This is a genomic window from Undibacterium pigrum (assembly GCF_003201815.1).
GTDB classification, from domain to species: domain Bacteria; phylum Pseudomonadota; class Gammaproteobacteria; order Burkholderiales; family Burkholderiaceae_D; genus Undibacterium; species Undibacterium pigrum.
In genome coordinates this window covers 110,924-133,785 of record NZ_QJKB01000001.1, presented here as the reverse complement: position 1 = coordinate 133,785, position 22,862 = coordinate 110,924, and the positions used below count along the sequence as shown (strand labels likewise).

Genomic DNA, 22,862 nt, shown 5'->3' with positions numbered 1-22,862 from the left:
ATCTGCCAGCTATGGCCGGTGAGGACTTTCGTTAATCACCAGCCAATATAGACCCAATTGCTTGATCACTTCGGCAAACTGTTGAAAATCTACCGGCTTGCGTATGTAGCTGTTGACACCCAGATCATAGCCTGCTGCCACGTCCTGCTCCTCTCGTGAGGAAGTCAGTATTACCACTGGTACTCTGTGAGTGCGCGGGTCATTGCGTATCTGTCTCAATACTTCCAGGCCATCGACTTTGGGCAATTTCAAATCCAGCAATACCAGCATGGGTGGCGTAGTATCTTCGCGGCTGGCATAAGCCCCCTGACAAAATAGAAAATCAAGGCCCTCCTGCCCATCCTGGGCAATCACCAGATCATTGGTGATGTGGCTTTTCTTGAAGGCGCGCTCGGTCAAGCCTATGTCACTTGGATTATCTTCTATCAGCAAGATTGTTCCTGTATTCATTGATGCTCCTTCAAGGTGAAATAGAACGTTGCCCCCTCGCCTGGCGTGGAATCAGCCCAGATCATGCCTCCGTGGCGGAAGACGATACGCTGTACGGTGGCCAGGCCTATGCCCGTACCGCTGAACTCGCTGGATTTATGCAATCGTTGAAACACGCCAAAAAGCTTATGGGCATAGCGCATGTCAAAACCAGCCCCATTGTCTTGCACATAAAATGCCATGACTTCATTTTGTGATTCAGGTTCTTTGATTTGCAAACGGCCAAATACAATTTGCGCGACCTCTTTCATATTCGAAAATTTGGCCGCATTTTCAAACAGATTGGTCAGTACGGCTTCCAGCAAACGCCTGTCACCCCATGCGTGCAGACCAGGACTGATGACAAATTCCAAATGACGCTGCGGATGGGCTTCTTGTATACGGCTGGCGATGGTATGGGCCAGATCGCTCAGGTCTGTTTCACGCATATTCAATGCAGAACGGCCCAACCTGGAAAACTGCAGCATGTCATCTATCAACTGGCCCATGCGCTGGCTTTCTGACCTCACCCTTTCCAGATATCCCTGCCCCGTTGCATCCAGTTGTGGTCCATAGTCTTCCTGTAAAGCCAGGCTCCAGCCATCAATACCACGCAGGGGGCTGCGCAAGTCATGCGACACCGAGTAAGAAAATGCTTCCAGTTCCTTGTTAGCTGTTTCCAGTTGCGCGGTACGTTCCTGCACTTGTTTTTCCATGCTGTCATTGGCCAGACGCAGTTCTGCCCTGGCCTGCTCATTCTCTGCCAGCAAGGCCCTCATATCCTCCGCCGCTTTTAATTGCTCGCTGATATCGGTATGCGTACCTATCATGCGCAAGGCCATACCCTGGACATTTCTATCAACGACCATGCCGCGCGACATCACCCATTTCCAGCCACCATCCTTGCATAGCATTCTTTGCTCTATGCTGAAAAAATCAGTTTTGCCTGATAAATTATCCTCGAGTTGGGCAAAAGCGCAGGCAGCGTCATCAGGGTGCGCGAGCATGGTGTAGGTATCCAGAGTGCCAGGCAGTTCACCTTCCGTGTAACCCAGCATCTCCATCCAGCGTCGTGAATACACCACTTCATTAGTGACGAGATTCAAGTCCCAGACACCATCCCCCGCTCCTTCCAGCGCAAACTTCCAGCGGAACTCACTCTCCTGCAATTCTTCAACAAATTCATCCAGGCGCTGCTGCATGGCATTGAGGGCATTGGCGACTTGTTCAAGTTCATCTCCCGCTACCTTGGCATTATTTTTGCGGTCCAGCACCAGTTTTTCAGTCGTACGTCCAGCAAACAGGCGATCTGAAAACAAGGCAATTTTCTTTAAATGCCGGCCCACCATGTACTGAAACAACATGAGGATAAACAGCGACACCAGAAAGGTTTTGATGGTCTGGGTAATCAGGATCACCACCACCTTGTTACGCAAACGGTGATACACACCATCCAGACTGGCGACCAGCAGCACACTACCTATATGCACCTGGTTTTGCCTGTGCTTGAAATCAAGTGGAAATTCATGGCGTATGACTTGCGTATTGATGGTGTGGCCCGCCTTGGCAACCAATACCCCCTGGTCATTGCGGACTTCGGCATACTGCATATCCGGCAAGCGCAAGATGCCATTCAATTGCAGTTCCAGATCACGTATGCTGGTGACCCATAAACTTGATGACAGGCTTTCCTGATAACTGGACTGTATCTGCTCCATCTGTGTTTCTATATCCCCGACTTCCCGCCTGTAGTCGAGTATCAGCTGGAACAGAGTAGCAACCAGAGTCACCACCGAGCTGAACAAAAGTATGGCGATCGCTATCCTGCGCCCCAGACTATTCGTGGCGCCAGCTCCACCCAGATTAAGCATCAGTGTGCGCATTCAGGCACCGGCAACAGGCTGATAGCGCTTTAATACAGTATCAAAAATACGCTTGTGCGTGCCATCCTGTTTCATCTTGCGGATTTCTTCTGTCAGCCGGGGCACCAGTGCCTCATGTTTTTTGTGCAAGTATAAAAACCAGTCGCCCTCGACAAAGGCGGGTTCCATGATCCTGATATTTTTCAGCCCCAGGCTTTGAATGAAATGCAGACCTTCCAGTTTCTCAATCACGGCAATATCTATCCTGCCTTTATCAAGCATGGAGAATAATTGAGCACCAGTCTCCAGTTTTAACAGGGATCTGGTATTGACGATATTACGCTCAAGGATTTTCCAGCCCGTGAGTATGCCTACATCAAATGCCTCAAGGCTGGCAGCACCTTTGACGACGAAGCTGGGTTTGCGGGTAAACACCACCATTTGATAAAACATCACCGGTTCAGGCACACGCACCAGATTCGGATATGCTTGGTCTATACCCAGCACACGCGAGACATCACCATCATCGATGCCATTATTCACGTTCAGCAGGCTGCGTTCAGCTGACATGGGCTGGATATCCACCTTCAAACCCACGCGCTTGAATAACTCCGCGTAGAACAAATCAAGCACGCCATCACGCCCGGGGGATGTGATGGGCGCAAAAAAAGGGGTATTCAATACAATGGAAGTTTGTGCCTGAGCGCTGCCTGTCAAAAATGGCAGCAATAGGAACGACGGCAGCGATGACAGTATCGACAACAATGAGGCCAGCAGCCAGGTTTTGATTCGCATGCTCATGATCGTCCCCATTGTTATTCAAGGAGTAACAGGCACTACAAATTGATGCAAACACAAGGAGCTATTAAAATTTAGCCCCCGATTTTAGCCGCTCACCTGCCTTACGCTTTCGCCTGGCGTAACCAGGGTGCCAGCCATCCGAGGCCTGCACTGGTGCCAGCCCGGGGACGATATTCACAACCTATCCATCCCTGATAGCCAAGCTCGTCAATCAAGTCAAACAAATATGGATAATTGACTTCACCCAGATCAGGCTCATGCCTGTCTGGCACTCCGGCTATCTGTATATGACCAATACCTGCATGCAAGCGCGACATATCACGGCGCAACTTCGTAGCAACATCACCTTCAACAATCTGACAATGATAGATATCAAATTGCACACGCAAGTTCTCTACACCTATCTCCAGGCAAATCTCTTGCGCCTCGTCCTGGCGATTCAAAAAATAGCCGGGTATGTCACGGGTATTGATGGGTTCTATAACTATAGTAATGCCTTCCCTGGCGGCCAGCAAGGCAGCATAGGCAAGATTGCGCAAATACACGGCCCTGTGTTTTTCCCTGTCTTGCTCAGGCTGTATCAATCCAGCCATGACATGCAAATGACGGTTACCCAGCATACGTGCATAATCAAGGGAAGTGCTGAAGGCTTGCTTGAATTCTTCTTCACGGCCAGGCAAGGAAGCAATTCCCCGCTCGCCCAAAGCCCAGTTACCCGGAGCAGTATTGAACAGGACTTGTTCCAACCCGTGTTCATCCAGCAAACGACGCAAGTCTGCGGCCGGATATTCATAAGGGAACAGATATTCAACCGCCTTGAAACCATCTTTCGCTGCAGCGGCAAAGCGCTCAGGAAATGCAAATTCGGTATACATCATGCTGAGATTGGCAGCAAAACGGGGCATATCTGACTCCTTATCTTTTGGCGTAACGTTGCGCCATGATGGCGCAGACCATTAACTGTAACTGATGAAATAACATTAACGGCAATAAGACCATACCTACAGCATGGCTGGCAAATAAAACTTTCGCCATAGGCACACCGCTGGCAAGGCTTTTCTTGGAGCCGCAAAAGACTATAGTAATTTCATCTTCCTTATTAAAACCGAGGCGACGGCTGATGACGGTAGTCAGGACCATGATAATCGCCAGCATCAAGGCACTGATGCCCAGCAAGCTAGCCAGCATCACTGGTGGCAATTGTTGCCACAAACCCTGTACCACGGCCTCGCTGAAAGCCACATATACAACCAGCAGGATGGAACTCTGATCGACCATCCTCAGCACTGCTTCATATTTCTCCAGCCATGCCTGCAGCCAGGGACGGGCTATCTGTCCTGCGACAAAGGGCAGTAATAGCTGATACACAATCTTCAACATGGCATCGATTGAAGAATGGCTCTCGCCATGCGCCACCACGACCAGACTAACCAGCAAGGGCGTCAGGAATATCCCCAGCATATTGCTGGCCGATGCACTGCACACCGCAGCAGGTACATTGCCACGAGCGACAGAAGTAAAGGCGATGGAGGATTGCACGGTAGATGGCAGCACGCACAGGAACAGTATGCCCACATACAATTCTGGCGTCAGCATATACAAGAGCAAGGGCTTCAGGGCCACACCCATCAAAGGGAAGATGGCAAAAGTAAAGGCCATGACCAGTAGATGTAGCCGCCAGTGAGTCAGCCCCGCTACTACTGCCTGACGCGACAACCTCGCACCATGCATAAAAAATAGCAAGGCAATCATGGCAATGGATAAATGATCAAAGCCTGAAGCAACTGCTCCGCGCGCAGGAAACAGGCTGGCCAGAGTGACTACGCCTAGCAATAGCAAAGTCATGTTATCAGGTAAAAAACGCGGGCGTTTCATATAGAGGAAAGCAAGGAGGTGTGATTAATTGATTGTACTTGATTAATCCACACCACCTGAGCAGCGCTATCGTCATAAAGAAAAAACGTAGCCTGATGCCAACACATCGCCATTACAGTAAATGCAAAGGCAAGATGCTGCAAGCAGCCTATGATGCCGGAGCTAAAGCAGGAACCACTGCTGGCAAATAGATATCGCAAAACTCCGCAGGCATGCGGCGGGCGCGACCGCTGCTGAGCTCGATGCAGACCAGATCCCAGCGCCCCCTGAGCACGGTGGCACCATCGCTATCACGTATCAACTGAAAACGCCTGTCCATGGTGAGTTTGCCATCACTGGCAAACAACCATGTCGCCAGCGTCAGTGACTCACCGAGCAAGGTGGGCAAGACATAATCGTATTCACCACGCCTGATTGCCATAGCGCGGTCCAGCCGATGATAATCTGCCAGATTCAAACCCAGTGCTTCAGAATGCCCCCATGCGACTTCTTCACACCAGCGTACATACACTGCATTGTTGGTGTGATTCAAACCATCGATATCACTTTCTTGCGGTTTCACTGCCCGCGTGAACGGTTGCGGATAATCCCAAACCAGGGAAGTACCTGAAGTCTCTAAAGCCTCTGAAGCATTTAATCCATTCATTACAGTCATATATATACACGCAAAAATTTAATCACTAAAACACCGGCCTTACAAATCACTCGCAAACCAATCACAAGCCCAGTTCTTGCCAGATCTGGTCTACCTTGGCTTTGACTTCCGGCGTCATTTCTATGGTTGTGCCCCACTCACGACTGGTCTCGCCCGGCCATTTATTGGTAGCGTCTATACCCATCTTGCTGCCCAGGCCGCTAACGGGGGAAGCAAAGTCCAGGTAATCAATAGGCGTGTTATCGACCAGAGTGGTATCACGTAAGGGATCAACACGGGTGGTGATCGCCCAGATGACTTCTTTCCAGTCACGGATATTGACATCTTCATCCACGACGATGATGAACTTGGTATACATGAACTGACGCAAAAAGCTCCAAACGCCAAACATGACGCGCTTGGCATGACCAGCATAAGCTTTTTTCATTTGCACCACGGCCATGCGATAACTGCAGCCTTCTGGTGGTAAATAGAAGTCCGTGATTTCACTGAACTGCTTTTGCAGCAGAGGGATAAAGACTTCGTTCAGCGCCACCCCAAGTACAGCAGGTTCATCTGGCGGTTTACCTGTATACGTAGAGTGATAAATAGGATCACGGCGCATGGTGATGCGGTCTATCGTAAAGACCGGGAACCAGTCTTTCTCATTGTAGTAACCGGTGTGGTCACCATACGGTCCTTCAAGCGCATGCTCATAGCCGCTGGGGTGATTTTCGTCAGGATAGATATGCCCTTCCAGCACAATTTCTGCTGACGCGGGCACACGCAACTCGCTGCCTATGGCCTTGACCAGTTCAGTGCGGCTGCCGCGCAAGAGCCCGGCGAACTGGTATTCAGACAAACTGTCTGGCACGGGTGTCACGGCACCTAATATGGTTGCCGGGTCTGCGCCCAGCGCAACAGCGATAGGATAAGGCTTGCCTTTATTGACGATGCCATGCTCACGAAAATCCAGCGCACCGCCGCGATGAGCCAGCCAGCGCATGATGACTTTATTGCGCCCCAACACCTGCTGTCTATATATACCCAGATTCTGACGTTTTTTATTAGGACCTTTGGTAATTACCAGGCCCCAGGTAATCAAGGGTGCAACGTCACCAGGCCAGCAATGCTGTATGGGTAAACGGGCGAGATCAACGTCATTGCCTTCCCAGACTATCTCCTGACATTTGGCGCCGCGCAGCTCTTTTGGCGACATGTCCCAGACGGCTTTTATCAATGACCCCATGCCCATGATTTCTTTAAAACCCTTGGGTGGTTCCGGCTCTTTTAGCGCCGACAGAACATGGCCTATCTGGCGTAATTCGCTCAGGTTTTCTGCCCCCATACCGAGTGCGACACGGCGTGTCGTGCCAAATAAATTCCCCAGCACTGGTATGGTATGACCAACAGGTTTGGTGAATAAAAGAGCAGGACCTTCGGCACGTAAAGTGCGGTCGCAAATCTCTGTCATTTCCAAATGTGGTGAAACAGGCAAGTCCACCTGTTTTAGTTCGCCTTTTTCTTGCAGTTGAGAAATAAAATCTCTCAAATCAGAATATTTCATCATTTTTCGCTTTTTAGTATCTCTGCATTAGTCGCACTAGCAACTTCTGCCAAGTGCTTGATTTTATTGAACTTTGCTGCATTGCAGCACAATTCATTATACATAAAAGTAATCAACTTCTCATTTGATAGTGTTGACTTGATATAAAACCGCCCCTACAATTCGCCCAACTTGATGAAGAGGTTAATGACTTCCGCCACTTTCGACACAAAGAGAGTTTCGCCACACGGTAACATCATTCACGGGGATCGGGCCCCACATAACATTGTAAGGATTGTTTTCAAAAGGCGTCTGCCTTAACCCGAAAAAAGTTGTTTGTCACTGGACACACCATGAACAGGTTCGACGGACCTGATTTGACAAACGGCTCCGGCGTCTCACGATCACGCTTGTGACGGGGACGATGTTTCTGATTCGCGGAAGTATGCACTGTGTTTAACTTTTTAATAAGTTGGATGACGCATCGCGAAAATTCAGGAGGTAAGAATGTTTCAACGTTTTATTTTAGCTGTACAACAAAGTAGTTTTTCTTCAATGGACAAGCGCAAAGCGCTCTCCATGGTAGCGCGTGATACAACCAGTGGCTTATTCACCACCCTGCGCAACCTGCTGACACTCGCTGGCATTATCGCCATGATCGTTTTGGTCATGATGTATGTCAAACCTGAACTCACTGACAAATTCAAAGGTTTGTCCCCCTACGTTGAAGCTGACGCTGAGCCAGCAGAAGCTGTAGCAGCCGTACCAGCGCCTAATCTTGCACATTTGATGCAAAACCCGGGCCAGGCTAATTCTGACGTCAATTTGCAAAAGATAAGCTCTTCTGAAGAAGAAGCAAAAATGCTGGGCAATACACGTCAACAACAATGGGTCACCACCTGGCTGGCAAAACGCTACCGTGTAGCGACTGATGCCACCAATATGCTGGTATCTGCCGCTTACCTGACCGCCAAGGAAATCAAGATTGACCCTTTGCTGATCTTGTCTGTCATGGCGATAGAATCCGGTCTGAATCCTTTTGCTGAAAGCCCTGTAGGTGCTCAAGGCCTGATGCAAGTCATGTCCAAAGTACATCACGACAAATTCCAGGACCTTGGTGGCGTCAAGGCTGCGCTGAACCCGGTTGCCAATATCCGTGTTGGCGCATTGATATTGAAAGACTACGTCACCCGTGGCGGCTCTGTTGAAGCTGGCCTGAAGATGTATGTAGGTGCAGCCGATGCCGACAATGATTCTGGCTATGGTGCGCGTGTATTGAATGAATACAAACGCCTGAAAGATGTCTCGGCAGGTAAAAATGTACCAACCTTCTTTAGCGCCCCTGCACCAGCACCTGTGCAAGCCCGTCCTATCGAAGCAGCTCCAGCGCACAAGCCTGAAGCGACAGAAGCCAAGCTGACAGTGGAAACTAAAAAAGACCAGGTCGCAGCGCTGTAATACTGCTCTTTCCCGCTCTTTTGAAAAAGCCGCCTGATCATTTCTGATCAGGCGGCTTTTTTACTTCCTCGCACCCATCATCATCTGTCAGTCAGAAATTTCTTCAACCTGGCAACTGCTTCCTGCAGATTCTCCATTGAATTAGCATACGACAGACGCACATACGATGTCGCTGTCGCCGGACCAAAATCCAGGCCGGGTACGATCACCACACCGGCTTCATTCAATACCTGTTTGGCAAAAGCGTCTGCATCATCGGTAAAGCTGGAACAATCAGCATATACATAGAAGGCTCCATCTGGCATGACAGGAATACCAAAGCCAAGCTCACGCAATGCTGGCACGATATAGTCACGGCGACGCTTGAACTCTGCCTTGCGCTCTTCATAAATGGCGATAGTTGCCGGTTCAAAGCAAGCCAGCGCCGCGTACTGGGCGATTGAAGACGGGCAGATGAACAAGTTTTGCGCCAGCTTTTCCAGTGCAGGCACGATACGCTCAGGCACGACCAGCCAGCCAAGACGCCAGCCTGTCATATTGAAATACTTGCTGAAGCTATTGATGACGACCACATCTTCATCCAGAGACAATGCAGAAAATGGTGCTCCATCATAAGTCAGGCCCTGATAAATCTCATCGACAATGCTAAAGCCACCCAACTCCTTTACTGCAGCGACGATCTTTCCCAATTCTTCATGTTCTATGGATGTGCCGGTAGGGTTTGATGGAGAGGCCAACAAAACGCCGCTAGTACGCTCATCCCATTGCTGGCGAACGATTTCTTCAGTCAGCTGAAAGCGGTGATCAGGCCCGCTGGCGATAAGTTTTGCCCTGCCCTCGAACGCTGCGACAAAATGGCGGTTGCATGGATAGCAAGGGTCAGGCATCAACACTTCCCTGCCCGGTTCGACCAGGGCTGCACAAGCCAGCAATAGGGCAGCCGATGCACCGGCAGTCACAATAATGCGGGAAGCGGGCACATCAAGATCAAACACATCACGGTAATGCTGCGATATTGCTGCGCGCAATGCTGGCAAACCCAGGGCCGAGGTATATTGCAAACGCCCGGCAGCCATGGCCTTCGCGGCAGCATCAATCACCGCTTGCGGAGCTGTAAAGTCTGGCTCGCCTATACCCATATGTATCAGATGACGGCCCTGTTTTTCCAGCTCTGCTGCCATTTTCATGAGTTCCATCACATGGAAAGGGGCGATATTGTCCAGTCTTGCTGCGAGATTTTGATGCATGGCACTTCCTAAAAACACAGGCTGAAAAAAACCGCCTTATTTATCTTTCAAAATAAGGCGGTAGATACTTTTACAAATATGGTCTGTAACTTAGTCAGTAAATTACTTACCTGCTGCAACCTCAGTCGCGCGCAGTTTTGCTGCCAGTTTGTCGAGTACACCATTGACATACTTGTGACCATCGAGACCACCAAAGGACTTGGTCAGCTCCACCGCTTCATTGATGACGACGCGGTAAGGGATTTCTATGTGATTCTTCAATTCATAGGCACCGATCAGCAGCGCTGCGTGTTCGATAGGTGACAATTCCGCAATACTGCGATCTATCAAAGGAGCAATTTGCTCACGCAATTCTATGGATTGTTTGATAGCACCGTGCAACAGAGAATCAAAATGTTCTCTGTCAGCCTTCTCAAAACCGTGAGCTTCACGGATATGGGCTTCAATAGCGCCAGAATCTTCATTATTCAGCAACCATTGGTACATGCCCTGCAAGGCAAATTCGCGCGCACGGTGGCGTGGCGAACGGTTCTTGCTGGGATTGGCGTGTAGTGTTTTATTATTCATATCTTCTCTTACGTATCTTGCTTAACTTGCTTAACTTACTTATCTTACCTAATTTAAAGCTGGGTGATCGTCGTTCAGGCTTGAACTTAAATGTGAACTCAAGCCTGAGCAAAACAATCAGGCATCATAGTGCACGTCTTCTGTGGCTTCTGCCAGTTCTTCCAGGGCCAGGGTCAGGTTGGCCATTTCTACGGCAACGCGGGCGGCATCACGGCCTTTTTCCTGCATACGCACTTCGGCTTGCTCATCATTCTCTGTGGTCAGGATGGCATTGGCGATAGGAATGCCAGCATCCAGGCCAACGCGGGTGATACCTGCGCCGGATTCATTCGATACCAGCTCAAAGTGATAGGTTTCACCACGAATAACTGCGCCCAGGGCGATCAAAGCATCGAATTGATTGGTTTCTGCCAGTTTTTGCAATGCCAGTGGCACTTCCAGTGCACCCGGCACGGTCACATGCAGGATGTCTTCATTGAGTACGCCCAGCAATGACAATTCTGCCAGGCAGGCATCCAGCAAGCCCTTGCCGATATTGTCGTTAAAACGCGCCTGTACGATACCTACACGTACGCCTGCGCCATCCAGATTTGCTTCGTAATGTCCAACTGTCATAATATTCTTTCTTGCGCTTATCGCGCCTGATGTGATGTGAGTGATGAAAATGCACTAAAAAGACCGCTGGCGACACTGCTGCGGCCCGGCACGCTCATCCTTATTTGTCTGCGCACGGCTTATCGAGATACCCAACAACTTCGAGATTAAATCCTGTCATGGACGGCATCTTACGTGGATTGGCCAGCAATTTCATCTTGCCCACGCCTACATCCTTCAAAATCTGTGCACCTATGCCGTAATTGCGCAAGTCCATGCGTGCGGCACGGCCTGCTGGCTTGGTTTCTGGTGTATCAAGTGCCTTGAACTGGTCAAACATCTGCTCGGCAGTTTCTTCACAGTTGAGCAGGACGATAACGCCAGAATCTGCCTTCTTGATGGCTGCCATGGCCGCCGCGACATTCCATGAATGCGTGGTAGCCTGGCTTTCCAGCAAATCGATGATGGATACTGGCTGATGCACACGCACCAGTGCTTCTTTTTCACGCGTGATATCGCCATGTACCAGCGCCAGATGAGCAGAGCCACTCGGTTTGTCGCGATACACCAGCGCCTTGAAGCTGCCATGCACGGTATGCATTTCACGCTCGGCCACGCGGTCAACGATGCTCTCGGTCTGGCTGCGATAATGAATCAGGTCGGCAATCGTCCCTATCTTCATATCGTGTTCTTTGGCGAACTCGAACAAATCAGGCAGACGAGCCATGGTGCCGTCGTCTTTCATGATTTCGCAAATCACCGATGCCGGTGTCAGGCCAGCCAGCTCCGCCAGGTCGCAACCGGCTTCAGTATGGCCAGCACGCATGAGGACGCCGCCTCTTTGCGCCTTCAGCGGGAAAATATGGCCAGGCTGGACGATGTCAGCCGCAGTAGATTTCTTGTCAACAGCAACCTGTACCGTACGGGCACGGTCAGCAGCAGAGATACCGGTGGTCACGCCTTCAGCCGCTTCTATCGACACCGTGAAGTTAGTACCAAAGGAGGTGCCGTTACGGCTGGTCATCATGGCCAGGTTCAACTGGTCACACCGCTCTTCTGTCAAAGTCAGGCAAATCAGGCCACGGCCAAACTTGGCCATGAAATTGATGGCTTCTGGTGTGACAAACTCGGCGGCCATGATCAGGTCGCCTTCGTTTTCTCTATCTTCTTCATCAACCAGTATCACCATGCGGCCAGCGCGCAATTCGGCAACGATTTCCTGGGTAGTAGACATGCTCATAGGGGAATATCCTGAACCGGGCCACAGACATAAATTCGTCAGGCCGCTGGTTTTTCAGTGCAAATGAATGAAGTCGCTATTTTAAAGGATTTACGCCTGCTCTTCCCGTGCTTTATGTCTATTTATATGCTGTCCAGCCTGATTTAAGCCCGATTCAGAAGAATTTGCCTAGATTTGCAACTGGCCTTGTGCAATTTCTATCACCTTGCCACCTACCCGTATGCTCTTGTCTGTCGCCACGTCCAGATAAAGCTGGCAGGGCCGCCTGACTTGCGCACCCTGGGCTATGCGCATGCTGACTGGCAAATCACGCCCCTGATGCTGCCACCAGCCTCCCAGGTTGGCGCAGGCAGAACCTGTGCCCGGGTCTTCTGCAAAGCTGCCGCCCTGCTTGGCAAAGAAATAACGTGCTGTTACAGCCAGACGTTCACCACCTGCTTCTTGCCCATCAAAGGCAAATACATAAACAGACTTGCGCCCCAGGCTATTGGCAGGCCAGACCGGCAACTTGCTGGCGTCTGGCGTGGCGCGCAAAACCGCCTCGCGCGAATTCAGGGGCAGCAGCATTTGTTCACTACCAGTGTTGATCCACAGCGGCACAGAATGAATATCACTTTCATCCAGCCCCAGCAGGGAAGCCGCTTCGGCGACAGATAAACCGCTGGCTTTGACCACAGGCTCACCCTTGTGCGGCGTAGTCAGTGTCCATATGCCATTCTCAAGACGTAGATCTACCAGACCTGCCTTGCATTCCAGATTTACCTCTGAGGAATTGGTGACACTGCCAACTACCTGGGCCGTCCCCAAACTGGGATGCCCGGCAAAGGGCATTTCTGTATCAGGAGTAAAAATGCGCATTTTTGCAGTGGCAAAATCAGATTGCACAATAAACACTGTCTCAGACAAATTGAATTGCAAAGCCAGGGCCTGCATTTGAGCATCCGACATGCCTGTGGCATTTTCAAATACACATAAGGGGTTACCGCCGAGAGTTTCTTCTGCAAACACATTCAAAAGGCGAAAAGCGTAGTTAGTCATCGTTGTTTCACTATTCTTTTTCAAAAAAATCAGGCCAGCGTGGATTTGGCATGGGCGACATTAACTTCCGCAGGCAGCAAGATGCGATTTTTTACCGCCGTCAATTCAGCCAGTATGGAAATCGCAATCTCGGCAGGTGTTTTGCTGCCTATATACAAACCTATAGGGCCGTGGAGCTTTGCCAATTGCTCATCATTGAGGTCAAACTCTTTTAATCTCTCACGTCGTTTGGCATTATTAATGCGCGAACCTATGGCGCCGACGTAAAAAGCATCAGACTTCAAGGCTTCCATGAGTGCCAGATCGTCAAGCTTTGGGTCATGCGTCAGGGCGACCACGGCACTGCGACTATCCAGTTGCATTTCCAATACCAGGTCGTCGGGCATAGCGTGAATCAATTGCACGCCCTCGACTTGCCAGCCACTGCGGTATTCTTCACGCGGATCGCAAACCGTGACCTGATAATCCATACCAACTGCGATACTGGCCAAAAAGCGTGACAACTGCCCTGCCCCTATGATGAGCAAACGCCAGCGCGGCCCGTGCACGGTTGTCAAGGCATCTTCGGTAAACTGCAATTGCTGGCCAGGGTCGGCACTCGCAAGTGTCACTTCCCCAGTGTGCAAATCCAGGCGTCTGGCCAGCAGTTCATGTCTTTGCAAACCCTGCAACAAGGCATCAAGTTGGCTGCGTGCGGATAAGGGTTCTATTGCCAGTTCTATCGTGCCGCCACAGGGCAGACCAAAACGGTGCGCTTCATCGGCGGTAATACCGTAAGTGACTATCTCTGGCAAATGACGCTGCATGCCTTCACGTTGCACTCTTTCTATCAAGTCGTCTTCTATGCATCCGCCAGAGACAGAACCGACTACCTGTCCATTGCCTGCAATCGCCAGTGTCGCGCCTTCGGGCCTTGGACTGGAACCCCAGGTCTTGATGACAGTGACCAGTTCACAGGGCTGTCCTGCCTTGATCCATGCATCACAGGTTTTTAGTACTTCGAGATCTATGCTGTCCATTGCTTCCTATGATCTTGTTGATTCAGATTTGAGCTGACTTGACTATCATTCATTTTCGCATGTTTTTGACTTTGACCTTTCCCATAGAAATTATCTATACAAATTGTCTTATTTCCAGTATTTCTTTGCTTTACAATGCCTGCCAGACCACCACTCTGGAGACCACCTTGTCCACAATCAAACAAAGACTGGCTGCCGTACCCGAAGGCGCAGGCGCACTGTTTTTCATACAGATATTCGCCACACTGGGCTTTGCTGTCCTGTATTCCACCCTGGTGCTGTATGCGACCAAGAAGCTGGGTTTCACCGTCAAGGATGCCACGGCCATCATGGGTGTGTTTGGCGCTTTCAATTATGGTCTGCATTTGTTTGGTGGTTATCTGGCCGGTCGATTTATCAGCAACCGCAACCTGTTTGTTGGCGGCATGATCTTGCAAGTGATAGGCTGCGCGACTATTTCCATGGGTACGTCGGCGACAATGTACTGGGGCCTGGCCTTTTTCCTGACCGGCAGCGGCCTGAACGTCACCTGCCTTAACCTGATGCTGACGCAGCGCTTCAAGCCAGAAGACAATCGCCGTGAAAGCGCCTTCCTGTGGAATTATGCAGGCATGAACCTGGGCTTTTTTATTGGCTTCACCGCTGCCGGTTATTACCAGTTGCAGGAGGACTACGCCAGTCTCTTCATCTTTGCCACCATAGGCAATTTCATGGCTATCGTGCTGGCAGCGCTTAACTGGCGCAGGTTATGCGACCTGAACACCACACTGCTGGACGCCACTGCCAAACAGTTTCGCATGCGCTTTTTGGTCGGTCTCGCTATCATGGTTGGCCTGGTGCCGCTGGTCGAATTCATGCTGCATCGCGCAGAAATGACAGGTAACCTGGTCATGATCGTCAGCATTGCGATTGCCGCCATCTTCATTTTCCTCACCGTCATTCATAAAGAGCGCCGCGAGCGCAATAATATGACGGCCTATGTCTTGCTGACAGTAGGTTCGCTGGTATTCTGGACGCTGTATCAGATGGCGCCGATGGGTCTGCAATTATTTGCGGTCAACAATGTGGACCGTATGGTCTGGGGTTATGAAGTTGCGCCGCAATGGATACAAAACATCAACAGCTTCGTCATCATGTTTGGCGGCCCGTTGATGGCGATGCTGTTCGACAAGCTGCGTGCCAAGGGCTGGAATATCGATATCCCGCGTCAGTTCTCTGCCGCACTGGTCATCATCGGCCTTGGTTTCCTTGTCCTGCCAATTGGCATTGCGACTGCTGCCGGTAATGGTCTGGTGGCTTTCAAATGGATATTCATCAGCTACATCCTGCAAAGTATTGCTGAATTGCTGATTTCCCCTATCGGCTATGCCATGATAGGCAAACTGGCACCACGTCAATACCAGGGCGTCATGATGGGTACCTGGATGCTGGTGACTGGCACTGCTTCCATTCTGGCCAGTAATTTCTCAGGCCTGATACCAGAGGCGACAGAAGGTCTGGCATCGTCCACCAATCCAACTTATAACTACATCTTCTCTTTGCTGGGCTGGGGTAGTGTTGGCGTTGGCGTCGTGCTCATCATCCTGATACCTGTCTTGCGCAAACTGATTACGGATGGGCCTGCCAATGCTACGTCAGCAGCAGTGAACGCAGCTGCGCAAGCCAAGCCTGCATAACAAGAAAAGTTGCAGGTAAGGCGGGCACGAAGCAATGTGCCCGCCTTTTTTATTCCTTGATGGGCGTGAAGCGCATAACTTCTGCGCCATTGATCTGCAGCATTTCAAAAAAGACCGATCTGGGTCTGGTCCAGATAGAACCATCATGTGAGCGATAGACAATGACAGGGCTGAAGTCAGACTCTTGCGTTGCCTCACACACCAGTTCATAAATCCCGCCTTTGTAGTGGCGAAATCGTTGAACGCCTTTTGTCTTTATCGAGGGTACGGGTGCAGCATCAGCCGCGATCTCAGCGGCTCTGTGTTTTTTCAAAAATGCAGGCACTTTCACCGCTGCCAGTTTATTAATATCCTGTAACAAGCGCGGGTCTATCGAGGAATAGCCATAACGCTGCCCCAGTTCACTGGCAATCCGCAGCATCAGGGCAGATGCCACTTCTGCATCAGCCTCTGCCCTATGAGCAGAACCCTTGAAACGTATGCCCATGGAAGCCGCCAGCGGCCCCAATGAATAGGTACTCAAGCCAGGAAACACCCTGCGCGCCAGCTTGACGGAGCAAATCACGCCATCATGGGCAGGCCACAAGCCCAGCCTGTCACTCTCGGCCATTAAAAATTTTTCATCAAAACTGGCGTTGTGGGCAGCCAGCGCATCAGTACCGATAAACTCCACGAGTTCAGGCAATACTTCAGATGCTGGCGGTGCTTTATCGACCATAGCCTGGGTAATGCCTGTCAATTCGGTAATAAAATAAGGAATACGCACATTGCTGTTGATGAGGCTGACATAGCGGTCAACTATTTCGCCACCGACTATGCGCAAGGCTGCCACTTCGGTAACGCGCCCTCCCTGGTCTGGTGACATGCCGGAGGTTTCAAAGTCAATCATGACTACAGGTTTTTCAAACATCATATTTTTTTCACTAGCGGGAACTTATGAAGAGCAATACAATCTATATGCACTGTGCGTCAATAAAAATCTGTGATGCTCCTTAATTTTCATTCACTTTCTATCCTCAGGACTCGGGTAAATGCACTTGCAAACTACAGCGTCACTAGCAACACCGTGGTGCAACCAGGCTTTTCAGCACTGGCGACGTAGCTTTGCGCATGCCCAAAGCCCTACCCGGTCCAACTAGTCCTATTAATTAGTTTGACTAATCTGCGCAATTCGCCAGATGCCCCGATGATACGGTAGTAATCATTGCCCGGCTTACCCAGCAATTTCAGGCAATACATGGCAATACCACGCCATACCAGATATTACCTGTCATCCATCTTTGCTTTTTTTGCTACATCCTGGTTGCGCATAGACGCCCAGACCTGTGTACTGCTATTCATCTCGTCAAGAATAAAGACACGGGCAAATTATTGTATTGCTCATCATGAAAAATAAAATTTTAGACATGTTTTCACTCCCGGAACGGGATTTATTACGCGATCTTGTCTATCGGCGTCTCTGGACATCGATACTGATCAGCTCATTTGGTGCGCAGGTCACCATGCTGGCCCTGCCGCTGACTGCCGCCCTGCTGCTGCACGCGAGTGCCACCCAGATGGGCATGCTGACCTTTATGGAAATCCTGCCTTTTGTCTTGCTGTCGCTGCCCTCTGGAGTATGGCTGGACAGGGTGCGCAAGTTGCCGGTATATGTAGTTGGCGAAATCATGATTTCCATCTCGGTCGCCAGCGTACCTGTGGCCTGGTGGCTGGGTTACCTGAACATGAGCTGGTTATATATAGTTGGTTTCATGATAGGCATGGTTAATACCACGGCAGGTACGGCTTCACAAATCGTACTGACACAGATCGTGCCGCGTGACCGCCTGGTGGAAGCGCATGCAAAAAATGCCCTGGCAACCTCAGGGGCTGAAGTTGCTGGCCCTGCTACGGCAGGTGCATTGATCAAGCTGCTAGGTGCGCCGATAGCCTTGCTGGCAGATGCTATTCTGCTGCTGACCTCGGCCCTGATCCTGCGTGGCATACATGTCAATGAAGTCAGGGAGCCACGTGCAGACGCACATTTCTGGCGTGACTTGAAGGCGGGCCTGTCCTTTGTCGCCAATAAACCTTTGCTCATCGCACTGGCACTGACGGTGGGTGGCTGGCAGCTTTGTTACAACGCGGCCCTGGTTGTACAAATCCTGTTTGCCACGCGTGAGCTGGGCTTGTCCGAGCAGGCAGTTGGTCTCAGTTACATGGGCATGGGTGTGGGTACCATTATCGCCAGTGTATATGGCAGCCGTATCAGCCGTGACATCGGCCCTGGTCCCTGCATGGTGCTGGGCGTGGCAGTCTGCGGCCTGGGCTGGGGTTTGCTGGCTTTGGCACCTGCCAATAACTGGGGTATCGCGGCATTTGGTTTCATGCTGATGTGCTTCTCCATAGGTGGCGTGCTGATCTTCATTAACTTCCTGGCTTTGCGTCAGGCAGTTACACCAGAAGCCATGCTGGGCCGCATGACCAGCACCATGCGCTGGCTGATATTGATACCGGCAGGCCCTGGCGCCTTGATCGGTGGCTGGCTGGGTGAGCATATGGGTTTGCGTTATGCCCTGGGCTTTGCCGGTGGTGCCGCCCTGCTGCTGGCGATACTTGCAGCAAAAAACCCCATCATCCGCGGCATTACGGCCTTGCCACGCCTGAGTAAACAAGAGGAGATGCAACAAGTTTAAGGATGGCATTGCAAACAGGCTGAAAAAAGCGTGATAATGCGCGAATATTTATGTTTTTTCATCGATCCCCCTCAGGAGATAGAGGGGGATTGTTTATTCGCCACGCTGAAAATGGATCACCCTCTTATTCAGCCTTTTTGACAACAATAGGTAGACCAATGCCAACAGAAATGTCAACACCCGCTGCCAAGCCGGGCTCAGGGTTCAAGCCCTATATCCCGGCCTCAGCCCACCTTCCCGAAATGACCGCAAGAGCCCTGATCATGGGCGTATTACTTGGCATGGTTTTCGGTGCATCATCCTTGTATCTGGTACTCAAGGTCGGCCTGACCGTCAGTGCCTCGATACCGGTAGCCGTCATTGCCATCACCCTGTTCCGCCTAGGTAACAAGCTGGGCGCAAAAGACGCGACCATCCTGGAAAACAGTATTACCCAGACCGCAGGTTCCGCTGGTGAATCCCTGGCCTTTGGCCTGGGCGTAACCATGCCAGCCATCCTGATCCTGGGTTTTGATCTGGAAATTTCCCGTGTCATGCTGGTGGGCTGCCTCGGCGGTTTGCTGGGTATCTTGCTCATGATCCCCATGCGCAGAACCATGATTGTGGAAAAGCACGATGAGCTGAAATACCCTGAAGGTACGGCATGTGCCGAGGTCTTGAAGGCAGCAGCGACCGACTCTTCCCGCGAAGCTGCCGGTGAAAAGAATAATCCAAATGCAGCAGATGATGCCAGCAAGCGTGCCGCGATTATCTTTGGCGGCTTTGGTATCGGCCTGCTGTACAAGATAGCCAACGTTGCCCTCAAAGGCTGGAAAGATACGCCGGAAGTTGTATTTGGCGCACCACTGAAAGGTGGTTCGCTGGGTGCAGAAGTATCGCCTGAATTGCTGGGTGTAGGCTATATCATCGGCCCGCGCATTGCCGCCGTGATGGCAGCCGGCGGTGTCATGTCTTATCTTCTGCTGATACCAATGATCAAGTTCTTTGGTGACGCATTGAGTGTACCTCTGGCCCCTGGAACCAAGCTCATCAGTGAAATGAGTTCACATGATGTGCGTGGTGCTTATATCCTGTACATAGGCGCTGGCGCTGTTGCTGCCGGTGGCCTGGTCAGTCTGGCACGCGCTATGCCTACGATCTGGCGCAGTCTGTCGGCTGGCTTGTCTGGTCTGGGCAAAGGTGCTGCAGCAGCGACTGCGCCCTTACGCACTGATCAGGATATCCCGATGAAGTGGGTTGTCATCGGCGCGCTGGCCATTATCGCTGTCATTACATTTGCGACACCGCTGCACATGAATTTCCTGGGTGCCTTGTTAATCCTGGTATTCGGTTTCCTGTTTGCCACGGTCTCTTCCCGCCTGACGGGTGAGATAGGTTCTTCTTCCAACCCCATCTCTGGCATGACGGTGGCGACTCTGCTGTTCACTTGCCTGATCTTCCTGATCATGGGCTGGACTGGTGGTCAGTATTATGTGACTGCCCTGTCTGTTGGTGCAATAGTCTGTATCGCTTCCAGCAATGCTGGTACGACGTCACAGGATTTGAAAACCGGTTACATCGTCGGTTCGACACCGCGTTTGCAGCAATATGCGATCCTGGCTGGTGCCCTGTCGTCTGCTCTGATTCTTGGCCCTATCCTGTTGAAGTTGAATGACTCCGGCACTGTGTATGTACCAGCAGCTCAGGTTGCCCCTGCTCTGCAGACAGATGCATCAAAATTGACCGACACTGCACAACTGCAAGGCCCGCAAGCTGATACAGACAAAGGTACTTACAAGGTCTGGCACAAGAATGACAATGTCGGCGGCCCTGCTGGTAAATACTTTGTTGATAATGCAGGCAAGGCGGTCTATCTGGTTGACCCGGGTATCAATGGTGCTTACAACAAGCGCCCTGATGGCACTGAAGTCAAGAAATATGATGCGCCTAAAGCCGTGCTGATGTCTTACATCATCAAGGGCATTCTTGACCAACAACTGCCCTGGACCCTGGTCTTGTTTGGCGTAATGATTGCACTGGTACTGGAAATGGCAGGCATCCCGTCGCTGGCCTTTGCAGTGGGCGTGTATTTGCCGCTGTCATCCTCTGCCCCTCTGTTTGTCGGCGGCATGATACGCTGGGCAGTAGACCGTCGTAATAACAAGCTTGAGCACAACAAGAATCTCAGTGAAGAAGAGAAACAGGCAGCGGGTGACCGTAGCTCTGGTGTCTTGCTGTCATCTGGCTACATAGCCGGTGGCGCGCTGGCTGGTATTGTGATTGCATTCACAGCAGGCATCCTGACCGATTTCGACAAGAAAATTGGTGACTGGGCTACGGCAAACAACCCCTTCTTTGAAGGTGCCAATGCCAATGCATTGTCCATGATCCCTTATCTTTTGATTGCCTTTGCCCTGTATTGGGTAGCACGGGAAAAGAAAGCTTCCTGACTATAATTTCCAGGATATAAAGTCTGGGATCTGAAGGCTTGATTGTTTGAAACAATCAAGCCTTTTTATTTTGCCTGCTGCAGAATGGCAGAGACCAAGTACAATATCTGAAAATAATTTACCGGAAATAGCCATGTCTGCACCTCAAACCGCTGTCGATTGCAAAAACCAGCCCGTCGTCGTGGGCGATATCGTACGCGTAGTCAATCTCGACAAAAGATTTATCAAGAGTTTCCCTGCAGATGAACGTATCCTGATTGAATCAATGATAGGTCAGTTCTTCAAAGTCATAGACATGGATGAAGAAGGAGCGCCCTGCGTAGTACGTGAATGGCACGATGAACACGGCATCATGCAAACCCATGTGATTGCACTGGATGCAGAAGATATGGAAAAAATTTAAATGACACTTATTCAGGCACAGATAAGTGCAATGTAAAAGTGGAATAACAAAAAACAAAAAGCAGCCTGGGCTGCTTTTGTTTTTTAAACTGATGTCAAATTAATCAGCGAATATAGTCAAATAATGACAATCCAGAAGTTTTGACAAAAGACTGCTGTGCTGCCTGCAAAGTTACTTGTTGCTGACTGAGTTCAGTCAGGGCCACGGCATAATCCAGATCCAGCAGAGCAGACAAGTCTTGCTTGAAGGCTACGCCCTTGGCATCTCCTTCTGTATCAAGGTCGTCCAGTTCCTTGAGGCTGGTACCCAGTTGCGCACGTACAGTCAATATATTATTAAGTGACTTGTCGACGTTGTTATTACCCTGATTCAGTGCTGCAGTCAGTTCTTTTTTTGCAGTCGCTGTACCGGCCGGTATATTCAGGGCATTGATGATATCGGTTACAGTCTCGAAAATATTCTGGTTGCCAGGCTGCACAGTGAACTTGTCACCTGGCCCCGGCGCACTGACTGGTGGCCCAACCGCATTGGTGACACTCAAATCTATGCCATCAAAGGTAATCGGTGTGCCGCTGACATAAGGTGTTAATGGCACCACAACTGTATTGGTGGTTTTATTGGTGACAGTAAATGAAGTACCCAGGTTATCGAAGGCGACTTCGTAATTATTGCCTGTCAAATTCGCCGAGGTGGGTACATTGATGGTGGCTGCAGCCACTGCCAGACCAGCATTTGAGGGATTAGGCTGGACATTGAACTGCCCTGGCGAGGTACGGATATTCTCAAAAATGTCAGTACCAGGGCCACTCAAAGGTATTTGCCTGGAAGAATCCGCCTGGATAAATCTTTGTCCCAGGTCACCATTATAAGTCGCGCCACCTGCTTTTTTTGAATATGGCGCTGTCGTGGTATTAAAGCCGGAAAACAGATAATTGCCAGTACCATCAGTCGCATTGGCCTGTCCAAACAACTGGTCAAGATTGCCCTGCAATTCCTGCGCGATAAAACCACGCTCGGCATCTGTATACGTACCGTTACCTGCCTTGACGATCAGGGTTTTAATATTGTGCAAGGTATCAGTGACATTACTCAATACACTTTCAGATGCGCTCAGATTATTTCTTGCCGCCTGACGATTAGTCGCAAACTGGGTATTCAAGGAGTCAGACTGGGAAATTACCAATGCCCTTGCAGATGCAATAGGGTCATCAGCAGGAGTCAGCACACGGCGGCCAGATGAGACTTGCTGTGAAATCTTGTTCACACTTACCTGCAAGTCGCTAATTCTGGTGCCAGCGGATTGATATATGGTACTAGTACTGATACGCAT

At 50.6% G+C, this 22,862-nt stretch carries 20 protein-coding genes; 5 read left to right on the top strand and 15 right to left on the bottom strand.

What is annotated here, in order from left to right; all coding sequences use genetic code 11:
* Positions 1-9: 9 nt before the first annotated feature.
* The 7 genes from DFR42_RS00635 to ubiD all read right to left on the bottom strand — a co-directional run bounded on the left by DFR42_RS00635 (position 10) and on the right by ubiD (position 7,207).
* Positions 10-450: a response regulator gene (locus DFR42_RS00635; RefSeq protein ID WP_110253032.1), complete on the bottom strand. Its 441-nt coding sequence runs from the start codon at positions 448-450 to the stop codon at positions 10-12.
* Positions 447-2,351, bottom strand: coding sequence for a PAS domain-containing protein (locus DFR42_RS00630; RefSeq protein WP_110253031.1), 1,905 nt, complete (start codon positions 2,349-2,351; stop codon positions 447-449). Before DFR42_RS00630 ends, DFR42_RS00635 begins: the two co-directional genes overlap by 4 nt.
* Positions 2,352-3,131, bottom strand: a complete 780-nt coding sequence (locus DFR42_RS00625; protein WP_170133380.1) for a substrate-binding periplasmic protein — start codon at positions 3,129-3,131, stop codon at positions 2,352-2,354.
* A 101-nt stretch (positions 3,132-3,232) separates the two neighbouring features.
* Positions 3,233-4,036, bottom strand: coding sequence for a 2-oxo-tetronate isomerase (gene otnI / locus DFR42_RS00620; RefSeq protein ID WP_110253029.1), 804 nt, complete (start codon positions 4,034-4,036; stop codon positions 3,233-3,235).
* 10 nt (positions 4,037-4,046) lie between these two features.
* Positions 4,047-5,006 (bottom strand): bile acid:sodium symporter family protein, encoded by a 960-nt coding sequence (locus DFR42_RS00615; protein ID WP_110253028.1) that lies wholly within the window; start codon positions 5,004-5,006, stop codon positions 4,047-4,049.
* A gap of 148 nt (positions 5,007-5,154) precedes the next feature.
* On the bottom strand, positions 5,155-5,652 hold the full coding sequence (locus DFR42_RS00610; RefSeq protein WP_110253027.1) for an acyl-CoA thioesterase: 498 nt from the start codon (positions 5,650-5,652) through the stop codon (positions 5,155-5,157).
* 70 nt (positions 5,653-5,722) lie between these two features.
* Entirely contained in the window at positions 5,723-7,207 is a 1,485-nt protein-coding gene (gene ubiD / locus DFR42_RS00605; protein WP_110253026.1) for a 4-hydroxy-3-polyprenylbenzoate decarboxylase, read from the bottom strand.
* A gap of 534 nt (positions 7,208-7,741) precedes the next feature.
* On the opposite strand from ubiD, the gene DFR42_RS00600 reads away from it, so the two are divergent.
* Positions 7,742-8,644, top strand: coding sequence for a transglycosylase SLT domain-containing protein (locus tag DFR42_RS00600; protein ID WP_110254166.1), 903 nt, complete (start codon positions 7,742-7,744; stop codon positions 8,642-8,644).
* An 80-nt stretch (positions 8,645-8,724) separates the two neighbouring features.
* On the opposite strand, the gene DFR42_RS00595 is transcribed toward DFR42_RS00600, so the two are convergent.
* From DFR42_RS00595 to DFR42_RS00570, 6 genes are all read right to left on the bottom strand, one after another.
* Positions 8,725-9,891: a pyridoxal phosphate-dependent aminotransferase gene (locus tag DFR42_RS00595; protein WP_110253025.1), complete on the bottom strand. Its 1,167-nt coding sequence runs from the start codon at positions 9,889-9,891 to the stop codon at positions 8,725-8,727.
* A gap of 102 nt (positions 9,892-9,993) precedes the next feature.
* Entirely contained in the window at positions 9,994-10,458 is a 465-nt protein-coding gene (gene nusB, locus DFR42_RS00590) for a transcription antitermination factor NusB (protein ID WP_110253024.1), read from the bottom strand.
* 117 nt (positions 10,459-10,575) lie between these two features.
* Complete coding sequence (gene ribH / locus DFR42_RS00585; RefSeq protein ID WP_110253023.1) at positions 10,576-11,073, bottom strand: 6,7-dimethyl-8-ribityllumazine synthase; 498 nt, start codon at positions 11,071-11,073, stop codon at positions 10,576-10,578.
* 100 nt (positions 11,074-11,173) lie between these two features.
* A complete protein-coding gene (ribBA, locus tag DFR42_RS00580; protein ID WP_110253022.1) occupies positions 11,174-12,292 on the bottom strand; it encodes a bifunctional 3,4-dihydroxy-2-butanone-4-phosphate synthase/GTP cyclohydrolase II in 1,119 nt (372 codons plus the stop codon).
* A 168-nt stretch (positions 12,293-12,460) separates the two neighbouring features.
* Positions 12,461-13,330: a PhzF family phenazine biosynthesis protein gene (locus tag DFR42_RS00575; RefSeq protein WP_110253021.1), complete on the bottom strand. Its 870-nt coding sequence runs from the start codon at positions 13,328-13,330 to the stop codon at positions 12,461-12,463.
* Between the two features lie 29 nt (positions 13,331-13,359).
* Positions 13,360-14,349: an XdhC family protein gene (locus tag DFR42_RS00570; protein WP_110253020.1), complete on the bottom strand. Its 990-nt coding sequence runs from the start codon at positions 14,347-14,349 to the stop codon at positions 13,360-13,362.
* A 167-nt stretch (positions 14,350-14,516) separates the two neighbouring features.
* Here DFR42_RS00570 and DFR42_RS00565 point away from each other — a divergent pair, with 167 nt between their 5' ends.
* Entirely contained in the window at positions 14,517-16,025 is a 1,509-nt protein-coding gene (locus DFR42_RS00565) for a peptide MFS transporter (protein WP_211324099.1), read from the top strand.
* Positions 16,026-16,074: 49 nt separating this feature from the next.
* Here DFR42_RS00565 and DFR42_RS00560 read toward each other — a convergent pair whose 3' ends face one another.
* Positions 16,075-16,935 (bottom strand): DUF1653 domain-containing protein, encoded by an 861-nt coding sequence (locus DFR42_RS00560; protein ID WP_342766827.1) that lies wholly within the window; start codon positions 16,933-16,935, stop codon positions 16,075-16,077.
* A 496-nt stretch (positions 16,936-17,431) separates the two neighbouring features.
* On the opposite strand from DFR42_RS00560, the gene DFR42_RS00555 reads away from it, so the two are divergent.
* From DFR42_RS00555 to DFR42_RS00545, 3 genes are all read left to right on the top strand, one after another.
* Positions 17,432-18,700 carry an MFS transporter gene (locus tag DFR42_RS00555; RefSeq protein WP_245936778.1) on the top strand — a complete coding sequence of 423 codons (1,269 nt, stop codon included), beginning with the start codon at positions 17,432-17,434 and terminating at the stop codon, positions 18,698-18,700.
* A gap of 158 nt (positions 18,701-18,858) precedes the next feature.
* Positions 18,859-21,129: an OPT family oligopeptide transporter gene (locus DFR42_RS00550; protein WP_245936777.1), complete on the top strand. Its 2,271-nt coding sequence runs from the start codon at positions 18,859-18,861 to the stop codon at positions 21,127-21,129.
* A gap of 133 nt (positions 21,130-21,262) precedes the next feature.
* Positions 21,263-21,532 (top strand): hypothetical protein, encoded by a 270-nt coding sequence (locus DFR42_RS00545; RefSeq protein WP_146218763.1) that lies wholly within the window; start codon positions 21,263-21,265, stop codon positions 21,530-21,532.
* A gap of 103 nt (positions 21,533-21,635) precedes the next feature.
* Here DFR42_RS00545 and flgL read toward each other — a convergent pair whose 3' ends face one another.
* On the bottom strand, positions 21,636-22,862 hold the full coding sequence (flgL, locus tag DFR42_RS00540; RefSeq protein WP_110253015.1) for a flagellar hook-associated protein FlgL: 1,227 nt from the start codon (positions 22,860-22,862) through the stop codon (positions 21,636-21,638).

Excerpts from the sequence above, each read along its gene's own strand:
- DFR42_RS00625 (WP_170133380.1), bottom strand. The coding sequence starts at position 3,131 with ATGAGCATGCGAATCAAAACCTGGCTGCTGGCCTCATTGTTGTCGATA.
- DFR42_RS00550 (WP_245936777.1), top strand. The coding sequence starts at position 18,859 with ATGCCAACAGAAATGTCAACACCCGCTGCCAAGCCGGGCTCAGGGTTC.
- ribH (WP_110253023.1), bottom strand. The coding sequence starts at position 11,073 with ATGACAGTTGGACATTACGAAGCAAATCTGGATGGCGCAGGCGTACGT.
- DFR42_RS00610 (WP_110253027.1), bottom strand. The coding sequence starts at position 5,652 with ATGAATGGATTAAATGCTTCAGAGGCTTTAGAGACTTCAGGTACTTCC.
- nusB (WP_110253024.1), bottom strand. The coding sequence starts at position 10,458 with ATGAATAATAAAACACTACACGCCAATCCCAGCAAGAACCGTTCGCCA.
- DFR42_RS00595 (WP_110253025.1), bottom strand. The coding sequence starts at position 9,891 with ATGCATCAAAATCTCGCAGCAAGACTGGACAATATCGCCCCTTTCCAT.
- ribBA (WP_110253022.1), bottom strand. The coding sequence starts at position 12,292 with ATGAGCATGTCTACTACCCAGGAAATCGTTGCCGAATTGCGCGCTGGC.
- DFR42_RS00635 (WP_110253032.1), bottom strand. The coding sequence starts at position 450 with ATGAATACAGGAACAATCTTGCTGATAGAAGATAATCCAAGTGACATA.
- ubiD (WP_110253026.1), bottom strand. The coding sequence starts at position 7,207 with ATGAAATATTCTGATTTGAGAGATTTTATTTCTCAACTGCAAGAAAAA.
- DFR42_RS00545 (WP_146218763.1), top strand. The coding sequence starts at position 21,263 with ATGTCTGCACCTCAAACCGCTGTCGATTGCAAAAACCAGCCCGTCGTC.
- flgL (WP_110253015.1), bottom strand. The coding sequence starts at position 22,862 with ATGCGTATCAGTACTAGTACCATATATCAATCCGCTGGCACCAGAATT.
- DFR42_RS00555 (WP_245936778.1), top strand. The coding sequence starts at position 17,432 with ATGTTTTCACTCCCGGAACGGGATTTATTACGCGATCTTGTCTATCGG.
- DFR42_RS00630 (WP_110253031.1), bottom strand. The coding sequence starts at position 2,351 with ATGCGCACACTGATGCTTAATCTGGGTGGAGCTGGCGCCACGAATAGT.
- DFR42_RS00600 (WP_110254166.1), top strand. The coding sequence starts at position 7,742 with ATGGACAAGCGCAAAGCGCTCTCCATGGTAGCGCGTGATACAACCAGT.
- DFR42_RS00570 (WP_110253020.1), bottom strand. The coding sequence starts at position 14,349 with ATGGACAGCATAGATCTCGAAGTACTAAAAACCTGTGATGCATGGATC.
- DFR42_RS00575 (WP_110253021.1), bottom strand. The coding sequence starts at position 13,330 with ATGACTAACTACGCTTTTCGCCTTTTGAATGTGTTTGCAGAAGAAACT.
- DFR42_RS00560 (WP_342766827.1), bottom strand. The coding sequence starts at position 16,935 with ATGTTTGAAAAACCTGTAGTCATGATTGACTTTGAAACCTCCGGCATG.
- otnI (WP_110253029.1), bottom strand. The coding sequence starts at position 4,036 with ATGCCCCGTTTTGCTGCCAATCTCAGCATGATGTATACCGAATTTGCA.
- DFR42_RS00615 (WP_110253028.1), bottom strand. The coding sequence starts at position 5,006 with ATGAAACGCCCGCGTTTTTTACCTGATAACATGACTTTGCTATTGCTA.